We start from the raw sequence: 13,419 nt of genomic DNA, 5'->3' as shown, positions 1-13,419 counted from the left end.
GTCGATCGTGTCGGCGCTGTCGCTCGCCGGTCGACGGACGAAGAGAACCGCGTCGGGTCGCTCAGTCGAACTGTTCGGCGGCGGCATCGAGCACCGCATCACGCGCGGCCTCGCGTCTGCCGGCGAGGAACTCGATGCGGCCCTCGCGGATCCCGCGGGCGGCGATACCGGCCTCCGGAACGGCTTCGGCGGCAGCCTCGGCGACCGCACGGATATCGAGCGGCCGGCTGCTCCGGAGATAGAGCTCGTCCATCCCGACGCCGGCGGTGACGAACGCCTCACCCTCGCGTTCGGTGAAATGGAGTTCGTCCAACAGGAGTTCGGTCGACGGGAAGTCGAAGCGATGGCTGAACTGCTCGGTGTCGAGCACCGCCATCCCGACGCCGTCCCGTTCCTCGGTTTCGAGGTTGGCTTGGGCCGTCGACAGCTCCGTATCGAGCTTCTCGCGGAACTGCTCGGCGATGTGGCCCGCGACGCCGCCGGCGTCGTCGAACAACAGATCTGTGATGAGTTCGCGTTTGTCCTGATACGACTGGTAGTAGGCCTCAAGGGCGACCGCCTCACGGATGTTCGTCACCTGCTCGGCGTCGTAACCCGCCGCCTCGGCCGCCGCAGTGTAGGCTTCGGGCGTGTCCTCCCAGTAGCTCACTGCGGGGAGATGTTGCATGTCCTCGCTAACCTCGGGGTTGAGCGCCGCGGCGAGCGTCGCCGTCAACGCGCCGACCGAGAGATCCGCGGCGTCCCCGCCGGCGGTGACGACCTGTTCGGCGGCGTCGTCGACGTCCGTCTCGGCAGCGATCGAATCGAGGACGATCCGCTCGGCCCCATAGACGCCCAGCAGGCCGAGTCCGTCGGCCGAATCGGCGGTGCTTGCGGCCCCAACGAAGCAGAACAGCGGCAGTTTCTCGTCGTGCCGATCGCGGTCCTGCAGCATTCGGGTGGCGTCCTTGGTCGCCGCATCCATCCCGTAGACGGCGTCGTCGAGCGGTCGACGGACGATGTAGTGGTACTCCGCGTCCGAGCGGGCGTGTTCCTCACGGACCAGCGGGAGGACGGCGCGCTCGATGGCCGCGCCGGCGACGTAGCCGTCGGCGGTCGCGGGGTGGCGGATGACCACCGGCCGGGATTCCAGCACTGCGCGGCGGATCGCCTCGGCCACGTCGAGCAGCGACTCCTCCATCGCCGCGACGGCGTCGTGGTCGCCGATCGGGTCGACGCCGTCCGGTCGGGCGCGGTCGGTCAACGCGTCGGCGAGTCGCTGTTCGACTGCCTCGCGGTCGTCGGCTTCGAGGACGACCAGGTCGTCGGTTTCGACCTGCAGTTCGCCGCGGCGGCGTTCGACCTCGCCGTCGAGCCGGACGATATCGCCGAGTTCGACCTCGGGATAGGCCCGAACGCCGGCCTCGACGAACGCTGCGCAGTCGACGACGCCGGTTTCGTCGCGGAGTTCGAAGACGGTCGGGCCGCCGGTCTGGCGGATCGAGACGATCTCGCCGTCGAGCCGGACGCGCTCGTCGACGCGGTCCTCGAGGCTCCCGATCTCGGCGTCGGCGTACGCCTCTGCGGTCTCGGAGTCGGCGTCGCGTTCGGTAACGGTGACTGCGCCCGCGCTGCCGCCCGAGCCGCCGGCGTCGACTGTCTCGCTGACGGCGGCTTCGGTCTCGCTTGCGGTGTCGGCACCGTGGCTCGGGGTCACCGAGTCGTCGGCCGGTGCCGCGTCCGTCTCTGTGTCGGCCTCCTCGGAGTCGGCTGGTTCGGAGTCAGTCGGCTCGGTTGCGGTCTCGCTCGGCTCGTCCGAACCGTCCGTCGCCTCGTCGGGGGTCTCGGACCCTGTGTCGACGGCCTCGTCGTCGCCGTCGAGTTCGGCGGGGAGTTTCTCCTCGCTGCCGTCGAGGATCAGTTTGCCGCGGAACTCGCGGTCGGACTGGCGGATCGACTTGCCGAGATCGATGTTCCCGTTGTCACGGACGTTGTTCACCCGGACACAGACGGTGTCGCCGGGCTCCCAGTCGAGGCTCTCGAGGCGGCGGTCCAACTCGCTGCGGTGCAGGAGTCCGGTAACGCCGGGCGCGAGGTCGATGAAGACGCCGAAATCGGCGTAGCCGTCGACCGTTCCCTCGTAGAACCGGTTGTCGATAAGCTGCGATGCGTGGTTGCCGCGGAACTCGAAGAGGACGTCCTCTTGGTGGCTGTCACAGACGTGACCGCCATCGACAGGGATGCCACAAATGATACACGAACCCATTTGGTAGAACGATATGGGGCCACCCTTTAACGGTTGTCGAAACGCGCTCAGGTGTTAGCCGGCCACCAGCTCGGCGACCGCGCTGGCGTCGACGAGGCCGCCGAAGACGACGCCGAACACCAGCACCGCCGGCAGCACCCCGGCGAGACCGGCCCGTAGCAGCGTCGTCCGGTGGACGACCGCGAGCCCGACGATCAGCAGTCCGGTGGCATACAGCCCACAGACCGCCGCCACGCCCGGTATCGGCAGCCACGCGAACACACAGGGCGCGGTGGCGTAGCCGACCACCTGGACCGTCTCGCTGACGCCCGCCCGGTCGTCGACGGTGAACATCAACAGCACGGTTTGGATCGCCGACACGAGATGCAGCATGGCTGGCGCGGCGACGACCGCTGTCACCAGACCGATAAAGACGGCGGTGAGCCCGACGCTGTCGGCCAACACCGGGATCCGGTCGTCGCCGAGCACTCTGGCGGGCTGGGTCGACAGCAGGCCGCCGACGTAGATCAGTGCGATCGCGATGGCGAAACTCAGCCCCGGTGCCTGATCGCCCGGCGCGACGCCGTTTTGGAAAAATCGACGCGGGCGAACGAGAACCTCGACCCACGCCCGAACCATGCCGCTCGGGCCACGGTCACGGCCGCCGCCCGGCGTCTCGACCCACGTAGTCACGGTCGACTGGAGGGCCGACGGCGCTATCAGCGTTACTATCGCCGTGCGGAGTCCACGGCTTTTTCCCCGCCGACAGCCCCCTGTCGGTATGGAGACACACCTCCGGGCCGGGGTCGCCGTCTACAACGCGGGGGCTACCCACGCGGCTCACGACGCCTGGGAGGACCGCTGGCTCGATCTCCCCACCGGATCGGACGACGAGCGACTGCTCCACGGCCTGATCCAGTTCACCGCTGCCGTCTTCCACGCCCAGCAGCGCAACTGGAGCGGAGCGGTCGGCCTCTCCGAGAGCGGACGGGGGTATCTCGCCGAGTTACCCCCTACCTACCGCGGCGTCGACCTGTCGGTAGTCACCGACTACTTACAAGCGCTCCAAAACGATCCCGAGCGGATCGAACGCGCCTCGCCGCCCGCGCTCAGGTACCGGGGCCGATCGTTGTCGGCGGCCGACCTAGAACTCGACGGGATCGTCGTCGCGGCGGACGTGGTCGCCGCGAACGGCGAGGAATACGACGCGAGCGTCGTCGACACCGCGGCCGACTACGCACGACGGGAGGTCGACAGCGGGCGAACCCGCTTTGCCGGGCTGCTGACGACGTTCGTCGACGAGTCGACCCATCGAGGGATCGTCTACGACCGGTTGGCCGCGCAGGTCGAGCGTCGACGACGGAAGCGGCAGGACGTCGCCGGGCTGTTCGATGCCGACGACGAGTAGTGGGAGCACCGGACGACGTGATCCGGTCGACGGTTGCTGACGGCGGAGTGCCGTGCCAGCGTCGTTACGCGTCTCGGAAGGTCCTCAGGTGGCCGTTTCCGGCCGGTTCCCGTGGGATACCGGGCGGCCTCCCGGTTTCCGCTGTATGGGTGGAGTGTGTGTGGCGACCAATATGTTGATTTACCCTCCGGCGTAACGGACGATCATGCAAATTGGCTACATCGGCCGTTCTCGTCTGCGGAGGCGGAGTCGTTACTCCCGATCTACCGTGGGTTTCCCGCCGGTCGGTAGCTGGCAACCGCTTGGGGGAGGCGCTTACCGATGAGAATCGAAATCAACCAACTCGAACAGTTCAACCACCTCGCCTCCCGCGGAGCCAGTCAGGCCGCGTCGTCGCTCACACAGCTCACCGGTCTCACGATTCGCGACGAGATGACCAGCGTCAGCCTCGTCACGGAGTCGGCGCTGCAGGAGATCTTCACCGGCCAGCAGTACGTCGGGGTACAGGTCGGACTCGATGGAGGGCTCTCGGGGGAAACCGTGCTGATTCTGGAACCCGACTCGGCGGCCCAGATCAAACAACAGATCCCCGGCGCGTCGGCCGCCGGCTCGATGACCGGCAGCGCGTTCGCCGAGATCGGCAACATCATGATCGGCGGCTTCGTCGACGGCTGGGCCAACCATCTCGGCGTCACGGTCGATATCACGCCGCCGACGTACCTCGAAGCGACCGGCACGCGGATCCTCCCGCGGCTGACCCGGCGGGAGGCCGCCGACGAGGGCGTGTTCCTCTTCCAGAGCCAACTCGAGGCGAAAGACACCGATCTCTCGGTGCCGATGTACCTGATCCCGGAGTACGACGAGTTCGTCAGTCTGCTCGCCGGGCGGTCGAACGGCCCGTCAGTGCCGGCCGAAAAACTCACCATCTTCAACGACTTCGCCGAGCAGAGCGCGAACCGCGCCTCCGAGCAGATCGCGATGCTCACCGGGCTCGCCACCGACGTCGACGTGAGCCAGTTGCGGTTCATGTCGTTATCGGAGATGGCCGACAACATCGGCACCGAGACCCACGTCGGCTCGGTCTTCGAGATGGACGGCCTCCCGAGCGGCTACTTCCTGTTGCTGTTCGATCTGGGGTCGGCCAAATCCGTCGCCTCGGCGATGATGCCCGGCGACGGCGCGGTCGACGAGTCGGCGATGAAGCCGGCGATCGAGGAGCTCGGCAACATCCTCACCAGCGGGTTCGTCGACGGCTGGGCGAACACGCTCAAGACGACCATCGAACACTCGCCGCCGGAGTACGTCCGCGACGAGGGAGCCGCGGTGATCCACGACATCGTCGACCGGCTGGACGGCAGCCAAGAGTCCGCGTTTACGATCGACTCCGCCATCGAAATCGGGGGCCGCGAGACACAGTGTCGGATCTACGTGCTGCCGGATCGCAACGAGTTGACCCACGCGCTCGAACAGATTCCCGGCCCGTAGCCGGCTCCCGGCACTCGGTCGACGAGCCACACTCGTTCGCTACTGTTCTCCCCGTGTGACCCACTCGGGATCACACCCGAGGGGCTTCGGAGACGGGGTGCAACCTGCCCGTATCTCGAAAATCAGTATTTCGGCTCTGCGCCGGTCGTCTCGTAGATTTCGTCCATCAGTTCGTCGCGCTGGCGCTGCCACGCTTCGAGCGCTGCGGGCGTCGACGGATACCGGTGGTAGTGGTTGATCAGTTTCTCGGCGAGCTGTTTGATCCGGTAGAAATCGAGGATCTGCCGCCAGTAGCCGAAGCTGTCGATGGCGGTCCGCGCTGCGAGGAGTGGCCCCATCGAGGTTTTGCCGGTGTAGAGCGCCTCGGCGAGTTTTTCACCCGGCAGCGCAGCCAACAGCCCCATCAAATCGTCGATGTCGACCGCCGTCGAGAGGATGTTGTAGACATCGAGGGCGGCGTACTTGGCCCCGAAGTGGTCCATCACGCGCTCGTTGTAGTGCCACAGCGCGTCCTCGCTGACGTCGCCGGCGTCGATGGCCTCGATGGCCTGCTCGGCGGCGTACTGGCCGGCGTAGGCCGCCCCAGCGATCCCGCCGCCGGTAGTGGGGTTGACGTGGGCGGCGGCGTCGCCGACCGCCATGTAGCCCGGCGCGACCGCCGAGTCGTAGACCCGCCGTGTGGGGAGGGCCGCCCCGAGTTTGTCGGTGACCTCCGCGCCCTCGAACTCCTCGCGGTTCTTGAGATCCTCTTTGAGATCGTCGATCATCTGCATCGGCTCTTCGTACATCTGGAAGCCGAGGCCGGCGTTGATCGTGGTCGACGTCCGCGGGAAGTACCAGAGATAGCCCGCCGCCCGCTTGGTCGGCTTGAAGACGAGGGCGTCGTCCCACTCGACCTCCTCTTCGACTTCGACGATCTCCCGGTAGGCCGAACAGAACTGCGAGTACTGGACGTTGGTGTCGAAGGTCGACCCCTCGAAGTCGACTTTGTCCTGCAGCAGCGACAGCGCCCCCGCGCCGTCGATGACGATTTCGGCGTCGTACTCCACGGGCTCGCCCTTGTGAATTCCCGTCACGCCCGTCACGGTGCCGTCGTCGGCCTGCGTGACGTCCTGCACGACGGTGTCGTAGTGGAACTCGACGCCGGATTCCTCCGCCCCCTCGATGAGAAGCTTCCCGTACTTCAGCCGGTCGATCACGGCGAGTTCGCCGGGCACCGGGATCTCCAGCACCGTGTCGTGGCTCGGGATCTCGAAGCGGCCGTGGTCGACGTCGGTGTTGGTGAAGGCGGGTTCGATCTTGGATTTCGGGATCGACTCGGGGAAGTCGTTGGCGCCTTTGAGGGCGTCGCCACAGGCGATGTGGCCGGCTTCCTCGGCGTCTTTCCGCTCGACGACGACGACATCGAGGCCGGCGTTGGCGGCGGTCGCCGCGGCATAACAGCCGGAGGTCCCAGCGCCGACAACGGCGATATCGTACTCGTGGGTAGTCATTGGCCCAAATCCACACTCCGTGGCGAAAACTCTTTATCTCGAAATTAGTCGTCTCCTATCCGACGCATATCCGGTCGCAAACACACTGATTGCTGTGGGGGTCGTCGGGTCGACATGGACCGCAACCAGCGCCGCGAGGCGTGGGAAGAACTCTCGCAGACGTACGCCGAGCGCCGGGATCCGACCGGGACCGACGCCGACCTGATCGACGACCTACTGGCGGCACTGCCGCCCGATCCGCTTGTCCTCGACGTGGGCTGTGGCGACGGCGCGCGGACGCTCGCCAACCTCCCGTCCGGCAGTCTCGGACTCGATTTCGCTCGCGAGGGACTCTCGCTTGCGGCCGAGACCGTCCCTGACAGTCGACTTTTGCAGGCCGACATGACGGCGATCCCGCTGGCTGAGGGGTCGGTCGACGGGATCACCGCCTACTATGCGGTGTTTCACGTTCCCCGAGACCGCCAGCCGGCCGTCTACCGGGAGTTTGCGAGGATACTCCAGCCCGGCGGCACGCTGCTGATGACGCTGCCATCGGGCCGGTTCCAGACCGTCCGCCGTGGCTGGATGGGCGGCCAGATGTTCTTTGCCGCGCCGGGCCGGCAGGAAACGCTCGCCCAACTCCGCGAGGCTGGGTTCACCGATCTCCGCACCGAGACCGCGGCCGATCCACTCGGCTCCAGCAGCGAGTTCGTCTTTGGGCGTCTCGAATCGTAACAGACTGCTCCGTGCCGCGGCCACTGCTGCGTCGACCTACAGCATCGCCCGAAGCGCGAGGATCGCGACGACACCAGTCCCCAGTGAGATCGTGATGCTGTCGGTTCGCCACGCGACAAGGAAGACGATCCCGGCGGCGATCCACGTCGCGAGCGTGCCGCCGATCAGTTCGGGAGCCAGAATCGAGACGATGATCGCACCGGGCAGGATTTCCAGCCCGGATTCGACCCGCGGCGAGAGGTCGACGCGTCCAAGCAGCCACAGCCCCCCGGCTTTCGTCACGTAGGTAGCGACGCCCATCGCGGCGATGACCGCGACGACAAACGGATCCAGCTCACCCATCATACCGGATCATCTCCACGCCCGCTCCCGCGAGCCCGCCGAACAGGATGTACCACTGACCGCCGAGCAGGTGTGCGGTCCCACCCGCGACGCCAGCGGCGACGAGCCACGGGACGAGATCCGACCGCCCTTCCCAGAGCCCGACCGCGATGGTGACGAACACCGCCGTCAGCATGAAGTCGAGCCCGTAGGTCGCGGGCTCGTCGATCACGCCGCCGGCGGCCGCACCCAGCACCGTCGAAAGGACCCAGAACAGCCAGATCGCGATTCCCGAGCCCAGCAGGAACGCGCCGGCCGAGTTCCCGGATCGGAGCTCCTGCATCGTCAGCGCCCAGTTCTCGTCGGCCATGACGAACACGCTGCCGTAGGCCTGCAGTGGCGACAGCTCCTCGAACCACGGGCGGAGCGACGCGCCCATCAACAGGTATCGGAGGTTCACGACGAACACCGTGCCGACGACCACAGCGACGGGAATCGGCTGGTCCCACACCCCGATGGCGATCACTTGGGCCGCGCCCGCCACGACGGTGGCGCTCATCAGCGTCGACTCGGCGACGCTCAACCCCGCCTGCCGGGCGAGCACGCCGAACAGTACGCCGTAGCCCGCGACGCCGAGCGCGACCGGTACACAGGCAATAAAGCCCTTCCAAGCCCCCGCGAGCGAGAACGTGGTCGACTCCGAGCCCGCCGCGTCGCCCTGCTGGCTGGTGGTTTCGCCCCCCATACAGATACTGTCAGATCGGGTTTCTTGACTGTTTGGACTCGATGCTGGTTCTGAAAACGGGACGATGTCCCGACTCGACCGTGTTGGGACTGCGAAGCTGACAGCAAACTCATATTACCAGTCAGCCAGATATGGGAGGCGATGGAGGCCACACTGTTGGAGCCGACGCCGAAGGGGATCGAAACGGCCGCCGACTGTATCCGCGGTGGTGGCGTGATCGTCGCCCCCAGCGACACCAACCTCGCGTTGACGATCGATCCGTGGGACGAGGCGGCCATCGAACGCGCCTTTCGGATCAAGAACCGCGAGCCGGTCGACCCTCTGACGCTGTTCATCCGCGATCCCGACGACTGGACCGCGTGGGGAACGACCGAGCGATCCGACATCGTCGACGCGCTCATCGATGCCTTCTGGCCCGGTCCGCTCAACATCATCGTCGAGAAGACTGCGGCTGTACCGGACCGCGTCGTTGCCGGTGGTGAGACGGTCGCGCTCGGTTGTCTGGGCAACCCTACGTGGCGCAAACTGTCGACAGCCGTCGACCAGCCGCTCTGTATGACCTCCGCCAATCTCACGGGTCAGGCCGACGACCAACTGGTCGACCTCGATCTCGCTACCGAACAGGTCGGCGACCGGGTCGACTACGTGCTTGAGGCCGAACCAGCGGGGACGACACAGTCGAGTACCATCGTCGACCTCACCTCGCCGGAGCCGACCATCCTCCGGCACGGCGATATCACGGCCGCGGATCTCGATGCGGCGGTCGACATCGTAGACGCTTTCTAATCGCCGTTAGGCGTCGACTACTGATCGGATCACGGTTTCGGCCTCGGCGACGAGTGCGTCGACATCGTCGCTTTCGGCGTAGAGCCGAACGTAGGGCTCGGTCCCCGACGGGCGAACGAGAAGCCACGAGTCGTCGGGGAACGTCAGCCGAACGCCGTGGTCGAGCGAGACGTCGGCCTTGGGGAACGTCTCGGGAAGAGTGTCTTCGAGCTGTTCCATTGCGGGTGATTTCCGTTCGTCGGGACAGTCGACGCTCACCTTCCGGTAGGGGCGTTCGGTGATCGGTTCGCGGAGTGCGGCCAGCCCCTCGGCGGCGACCAGCCGCGAGAGGAGGGCCGCGCTGACGACACCATCGATCCAGCCACCGAACTCGGGGTGGATGTGTTTCCACGGTTCGGCGGCGAAGACGACCGGTCCCGCTTCGACCGCGGCGATCCCCTCGTGGAGCCCGCCGAGGTGGACGCGGTCGACCCGTCCTCCCGCGGCGGTCACCTGCTCGTCGATCCGGCCCGAGGCGTTCGGCGTGGTGACGACGACCGGCGTCGGTGCGTCCTCGCCGTGTTCGTCGACGTATCGACGCGTGTAGTAGCCCGCAAGGATCGCAACGATCGTATCCTCGTGGACGATTTCGCCGTCGCCGTCGAGGATCACGATCCGGTCGGCGTCGCCGTCGTGAGCGATGCCGAGGTCGAACGCGCCGTCCCCGAGGAACGACCGGAACTCGGTGAGTGTCTCGGGGGTCGGCTTGCTCGGGCGGGCCGGGAAGTGGCCGTCGACGCTGGCGTTGACCGCCGTCACGGATGCACCGAGCCTATCGAGTACTGCGGGTGTGGCCACCGAAGCCATCCCCGTCCCGCAGTCGACCGCGATCCGCAGCTCGGTGAGGGCGGCTCCGAACCGGCTGGCGTAGTCGATGACGGCCTCACGGTACTCCGGCAGCGGATCGCTCCGTGTCGGCGACTGCCACCGATCCCAGTCGGCGGGTGGGGCCTCGGTTTCGACGAACGCCTCGATTTGGCGCTCCTGTTCGCGGTCGAACTCCGAGCCGTCGGCGAAACACTTGATCCCGTTGTCGGTCGGTGGGTTGTGGGAGGCGGTCAGCATCACCCCATGTCGACCGCGGGAGGCGAACGCGAGCGTCGGCGTCGGGACCTGACCGATCCGGACCGGCCGCGCGCCCGTCGACGCCACCCCGGCCTCGACGGCTGCGGCCAGCGCCGGGCCAGTCGTTCGGCCGTCACGGCCGATGACCACCTGTGGAACCGAGGACTCCGCAGACTGGCTTTCGACGACGAGTCGCCCCACTGCCTGCCCGACTGCGAGCGCCACCGCGGGGGTGACGCGGTCGACGACGCTCCCTCGCACACCCGCCGTTCCGAACTGAACCATACGCTACCATTCGGGGGCCGGGTTTAGAAGCCGCCGGTCGACTGCCGGGTTCCCGCTCGATTGGGGGCGTGTGCGACCGCCACGGGTGTCGACCGTTTATGTAATCGGCGGCCGAACCCGGTGGCGATGAGCGACGAAGACCGCGTTCGTGCGCATGTCTTTGTTAGTGGCCGCGTACAGGGCGTCTACTACCGAGCCAGTACGCGCGACGAGGCCCGCGAGACGGGCGTCGACGGCTGGGTCCGCAACCTCGACGACGGCCGCGTCGAAGCCGTCTTCGAGGGCCCCCAGCAGGCAGTCGAGGCGATGATCGAGTGGTGTGAGACCGGTAGCCGGGCCGCCGAGGTCGAGGCCGTCGACGTGACGACCGAACCGCCCGAGGGAGTCGAGGGGTTCGAGGTCAGGTGGTAGCCGAAAACGAGCCGCGGGCCGAAAGTCAGGGGTGGGCGGCGGCGGTCGGGTCGGTGACGCGGTACGGGACGGTTCCGCCGCCGGGAGAACCGCCCGGAGGGGCCACGTCGACGGTGGATCCGACGGTGGCCGCCGGACGCGGGTCCGGTCGACCGCCGCAGGACGGACGACCGACCCCGTCGAACGGCCACTGATGGTGGGGGGTCGGAAACGACCATCTACAACAGTATGACGCATCGTCTGGGGTGCCGGTGACCCAGTAGTGGTACTGTCGTACCGAACGTGTTTCGTCGTGTTCTCACCTCCTTGTGTCGATGTTGTATGGTATCACGGCATTCTGCAATATATACTCTGGGTTATAACCTGTTGTGAACTACATTAAACAATATATACTGTGTTTAGATAGACAAATGTAAACAATAGTTTCGGATGTCGACGGCGAACGCTACGGGAGTGGAGTACAGTTCGATGGGCGAGAACGAGCCGAGGTGGCCCCCGATCCCTCGACCCGTTACGTCAGGTCCGACCAAACCCGACAGCGAGTGGGGTGGGCGCGGCAGCGTTCGTGCCGACGTCGACGAGAAAAGCGTCGGTTCGTCGGCACTCGATATTAACCGCTGCCATTAATAAACCCACCGTCCTCCGGCAACGGTGGTCAGTTGCGGCGGTCCCGCAGGGCGGGGAACCCCTCCCGGACCGATCGAACGCGGTCGGCCTCGACGGTGGCAGTGAGCCGGCCGGGCTCGTCGCCGGTGCTGGCCAGTGTCGTCCCCCACGGGTCGTAGACGGTCGACCGGCCACAGAGGGTGGCGTCGGCGTCGGGAAACGTTCCAGCCCCGTTAGTAGTCGCCACATAACAGAGGTTCTCGATGGCACGGGCCCGGCCGAGGGTCCGCCAGTGTTCGATCCGCGGGTAGGGCCACGCGCTCGGGACGACGATCAGTTCCGCACCCCGGTCGACCAGCCGGCGGTAGAGCGCGGGAAACCGCAGGTCGTAGCAGGTCGTTATCCCGACGGTGAGCCCCTCGAAGTCGACGGTCGGGAGCCGATCGCCGGCGACCAACAGCTCGGATTCCGCCGACTCGTAGCCGAACAGGTGGTGTTTACGGTAGATGCCGCGCCGGCTCCCCTCGCGGTCGAAAAAGGCGGCCGTGTTCGCGTAGCCGTCGTCGGCCGGGACCTCGTAGCCCGCCGCCGCGCTGGCGGCGAGGTCCTCGACGGTGGTACCGGCGACCAACCCGACGTCGTTGTCGGCGGCCATCTTCGCGAGGCGGTCGAAAAGCTGGTCGTCGAGTCCCGCAGCGTGGGTCGGGTAGTCGTCGAAGGCGAAAAAACCGACCACGAACTGTTCGGGGAGGACGACCAGATCCGCGCCGTCGGCCGCGGCGGCCGCGACAGCTTCCTGGGCCCGAGTGAGGTTTCCGTCGACGTCGCCCGGCTCGATCGCGAGCTGTGCGAGAGCGAGTTCCATCCTCAGTTCTCAGCGAGATCCGCTCGGAGGGCGGTTTCGAGGTTGTCCATCTCGGTATCGAGGTTCCGCTTGAAGAAGCGTTCGACCCCCGGCAGTTTACCGTCGACGACGAACTCGTTTGTGAGCGTACAGCCGGTGTCGGTCTCGGTGATGGTGTGTTCGCCGGTCACATCGAGGGCCTTCGAGCGCCCGGAGAACTTGACGCGGGTGGGTGGCTCCCGGCTGACGTCCTCGGTTTTGACCTGTACCGTGGAGTTGATCAGCGGGATCGGTAGCTTGACCTGCCAGACCGCCCGATTGTCGCCGCGAAGCTCGTAGGAGTCGACGACGCTGATCGCGCCGGCCCGCTTTTCGGGGTCGGAGATGAACGCCCAGATCCGATCGCCGGGCACGTCGAACTCGAAGGTCCGTGATACACGGACTGTCATTGGTAACTGGTCGACTGGTGGGGGTAAAAAGGGCGCGGAAACGTCGCCACGCGGCTACTCCGGGGTAACACGCCAGGTCGTCGACTTCGCGCGGCTCCACTTTTCGATCTGGACGTCGTCGGACTTCTCGGCGAGCTGCGGCAGCCGCACACCGACCTGCTTCGAGGAGAGGCCGATGGCCTCGGCGATCGTCTTCGCCCGAAAGTAGCGCTCGCCACGCGCGACGCTGTCACGGAGGTAGGCGACGATCCGTTGTTCCTCGTCGGTGTAGGATGTCATTGCTCCCATGTTGGGCTGTGACGGGCTTAACGATTGCGTCCCACAGCCGGCGACAGGAGCCTACTCGTACAGTTGAACGGCGACCACACAGAGCGCTGCCGTGATCATCGCGGCGGCGAACCCCCAGGCTTTCATGAGCTGTGAGGAGCCGCCGAACATGAGCAGTGCGCCGATCACCGCGAGCGCGCCGAAGGCCATCGAGACGCCGATCGCCTTGTCGGAGCTGACAGAGCCGGTTTCCATACCGAAGGCTTCGACGGCGACC

The 13,419-nt window shown here is 66.6% G+C and carries 16 protein-coding genes; 6 read left to right on the top strand and 10 right to left on the bottom strand.

The annotated features are described in order from the left end of the window. Positions 1-61: 61 nt before the first annotated feature. Positions 62-2,245: a DHH family phosphoesterase gene (locus tag NKJ34_RS05830; protein WP_253737339.1), complete on the bottom strand. Its 2,184-nt coding sequence runs from the start codon at positions 2,243-2,245 to the stop codon at positions 62-64. Positions 2,246-2,299: 54 nt separating this feature from the next. Continuing rightward, positions 2,300-2,917 (bottom strand): YIP1 family protein, encoded by a 618-nt coding sequence (locus NKJ34_RS05825; RefSeq protein WP_253737338.1) that lies wholly within the window; start codon positions 2,915-2,917, stop codon positions 2,300-2,302. Between the two features lie 88 nt (positions 2,918-3,005). Here NKJ34_RS05825 and NKJ34_RS05820 point away from each other — a divergent pair, with 88 nt between their 5' ends. Together NKJ34_RS05820 and NKJ34_RS05815 are read left to right on the top strand one after the other, a co-directional pair. Continuing rightward, entirely contained in the window at positions 3,006-3,632 is a 627-nt protein-coding gene (locus NKJ34_RS05820; RefSeq protein WP_253737337.1) for a DUF309 domain-containing protein, read from the top strand. A gap of 321 nt (positions 3,633-3,953) precedes the next feature. Beyond that, positions 3,954-5,117 carry a chemotaxis protein CheC gene (locus NKJ34_RS05815; RefSeq protein ID WP_253737336.1) on the top strand — a complete coding sequence of 388 codons (1,164 nt, stop codon included), beginning with the start codon at positions 3,954-3,956 and terminating at the stop codon, positions 5,115-5,117. Between the two features lie 122 nt (positions 5,118-5,239). Here NKJ34_RS05815 and NKJ34_RS05810 read toward each other — a convergent pair whose 3' ends face one another. Continuing rightward, positions 5,240-6,610, bottom strand: a complete 1,371-nt coding sequence (locus NKJ34_RS05810) for a geranylgeranyl reductase family protein (protein ID WP_253737334.1) — start codon at positions 6,608-6,610, stop codon at positions 5,240-5,242. Between the two features lie 114 nt (positions 6,611-6,724). Here NKJ34_RS05810 and NKJ34_RS05805 point away from each other — a divergent pair, with 114 nt between their 5' ends. Further along, positions 6,725-7,324, top strand: coding sequence for a class I SAM-dependent methyltransferase (locus tag NKJ34_RS05805; protein ID WP_253737333.1), 600 nt, complete (start codon positions 6,725-6,727; stop codon positions 7,322-7,324). A 36-nt stretch (positions 7,325-7,360) separates the two neighbouring features. Here NKJ34_RS05805 and NKJ34_RS05800 read toward each other — a convergent pair whose 3' ends face one another. Further along, positions 7,361-7,669, bottom strand: a complete 309-nt coding sequence (locus tag NKJ34_RS05800) for an AzlD family protein (RefSeq protein ID WP_253737332.1) — start codon at positions 7,667-7,669, stop codon at positions 7,361-7,363. Next, positions 7,659-8,390, bottom strand: a complete 732-nt coding sequence (locus tag NKJ34_RS05795) for an AzlC family ABC transporter permease (protein ID WP_253737331.1) — start codon at positions 8,388-8,390, stop codon at positions 7,659-7,661. Before NKJ34_RS05795 ends, NKJ34_RS05800 begins: the two co-directional genes overlap by 11 nt. 141 nt (positions 8,391-8,531) lie before the next feature. Between NKJ34_RS05795 and NKJ34_RS05790 the strand changes: the two genes are divergently transcribed. Then, positions 8,532-9,176 (top strand): L-threonylcarbamoyladenylate synthase, encoded by a 645-nt coding sequence (locus tag NKJ34_RS05790; protein WP_253737330.1) that lies wholly within the window; start codon positions 8,532-8,534, stop codon positions 9,174-9,176. A 6-nt stretch (positions 9,177-9,182) separates the two neighbouring features. Here the strand turns inward: NKJ34_RS05790 and NKJ34_RS05785 are convergent, their stop codons facing one another. After that, on the bottom strand, positions 9,183-10,565 hold the full coding sequence (locus tag NKJ34_RS05785) for a phosphohexomutase domain-containing protein (RefSeq protein WP_253737329.1): 1,383 nt from the start codon (positions 10,563-10,565) through the stop codon (positions 9,183-9,185). A 126-nt stretch (positions 10,566-10,691) separates the two neighbouring features. On the opposite strand from NKJ34_RS05785, the gene NKJ34_RS05780 reads away from it, so the two are divergent. Next, positions 10,692-10,976 (top strand): acylphosphatase, encoded by a 285-nt coding sequence (locus tag NKJ34_RS05780; protein ID WP_253737328.1) that lies wholly within the window; start codon positions 10,692-10,694, stop codon positions 10,974-10,976. Next, entirely contained in the window at positions 10,970-11,170 is a 201-nt protein-coding gene (locus NKJ34_RS05775) for a hypothetical protein (RefSeq protein WP_253737327.1), read from the top strand. The genes NKJ34_RS05780 and NKJ34_RS05775 overlap by 7 nt, the downstream gene beginning before the upstream one ends. Before the next feature lie 461 nt (positions 11,171-11,631). On the opposite strand, the gene NKJ34_RS05770 is transcribed toward NKJ34_RS05775, so the two are convergent. The 4 genes from NKJ34_RS05770 to NKJ34_RS05755 are packed head-to-tail and all read right to left on the bottom strand — an operon-like array spanning position 11,632 to position 13,397. After that, a complete protein-coding gene (locus tag NKJ34_RS05770) occupies positions 11,632-12,447 on the bottom strand; it encodes a nitrilase-related carbon-nitrogen hydrolase (RefSeq protein WP_253737326.1) in 816 nt (271 codons plus the stop codon). Positions 12,448-12,449: 2 nt separating this feature from the next. Next, positions 12,450-12,875, bottom strand: a complete 426-nt coding sequence (locus NKJ34_RS05765; protein WP_253737325.1) for an SRPBCC family protein — start codon at positions 12,873-12,875, stop codon at positions 12,450-12,452. 54 nt (positions 12,876-12,929) lie between these two features. Next, positions 12,930-13,154, bottom strand: coding sequence for a DUF7123 family protein (locus NKJ34_RS05760; protein ID WP_253737323.1), 225 nt, complete (start codon positions 13,152-13,154; stop codon positions 12,930-12,932). A 60-nt stretch (positions 13,155-13,214) separates the two neighbouring features. Continuing rightward, a complete protein-coding gene (locus tag NKJ34_RS05755; RefSeq protein ID WP_253737322.1) occupies positions 13,215-13,397 on the bottom strand; it encodes a DUF7525 family protein in 183 nt (60 codons plus the stop codon). Positions 13,398-13,419: the final 22 nt, after the last annotated feature.

Source organism: Halohasta salina (genome assembly GCF_024178165.1).
Classification (GTDB): Archaea; Halobacteriota; Halobacteria; order Halobacteriales; family Haloferacaceae; genus Halohasta; species Halohasta salina.
The sequence above is the reverse complement of the archived record's forward strand: the minus strand, read 5'-3'. Positions and strand labels throughout refer to the sequence as shown.

Coding starts and splice junctions, on each gene's coding strand:
- NKJ34_RS05785 (WP_253737329.1), bottom strand. CDS start 10,565: ATGGTTCAGTTCGGAACGGCGGGTGTGCGAGGGAGCGTCGTCGACCGC.
- NKJ34_RS05770 (WP_253737326.1), bottom strand. CDS start 12,447: ATGGAACTCGCTCTCGCACAGCTCGCGATCGAGCCGGGCGACGTCGAC.
- NKJ34_RS05805 (WP_253737333.1), top strand. CDS start 6,725: ATGGACCGCAACCAGCGCCGCGAGGCGTGGGAAGAACTCTCGCAGACG.
- NKJ34_RS05790 (WP_253737330.1), top strand. CDS start 8,532: ATGGAGGCCACACTGTTGGAGCCGACGCCGAAGGGGATCGAAACGGCC.
- NKJ34_RS05755 (WP_253737322.1), bottom strand. CDS start 13,397: ATGGAAACCGGCTCTGTCAGCTCCGACAAGGCGATCGGCGTCTCGATG.
- NKJ34_RS05765 (WP_253737325.1), bottom strand. CDS start 12,875: ATGACAGTCCGTGTATCACGGACCTTCGAGTTCGACGTGCCCGGCGAT.
- NKJ34_RS05780 (WP_253737328.1), top strand. CDS start 10,692: ATGAGCGACGAAGACCGCGTTCGTGCGCATGTCTTTGTTAGTGGCCGC.
- NKJ34_RS05800 (WP_253737332.1), bottom strand. CDS start 7,669: ATGATGGGTGAGCTGGATCCGTTTGTCGTCGCGGTCATCGCCGCGATG.
- NKJ34_RS05795 (WP_253737331.1), bottom strand. CDS start 8,390: ATGGGGGGCGAAACCACCAGCCAGCAGGGCGACGCGGCGGGCTCGGAG.
- NKJ34_RS05760 (WP_253737323.1), bottom strand. CDS start 13,154: ATGACATCCTACACCGACGAGGAACAACGGATCGTCGCCTACCTCCGT.
- NKJ34_RS05810 (WP_253737334.1), bottom strand. CDS start 6,610: ATGACTACCCACGAGTACGATATCGCCGTTGTCGGCGCTGGGACCTCC.
- NKJ34_RS05830 (WP_253737339.1), bottom strand. CDS start 2,245: ATGGGTTCGTGTATCATTTGTGGCATCCCTGTCGATGGCGGTCACGTC.
- NKJ34_RS05820 (WP_253737337.1), top strand. CDS start 3,006: ATGGAGACACACCTCCGGGCCGGGGTCGCCGTCTACAACGCGGGGGCT.
- NKJ34_RS05815 (WP_253737336.1), top strand. CDS start 3,954: ATGAGAATCGAAATCAACCAACTCGAACAGTTCAACCACCTCGCCTCC.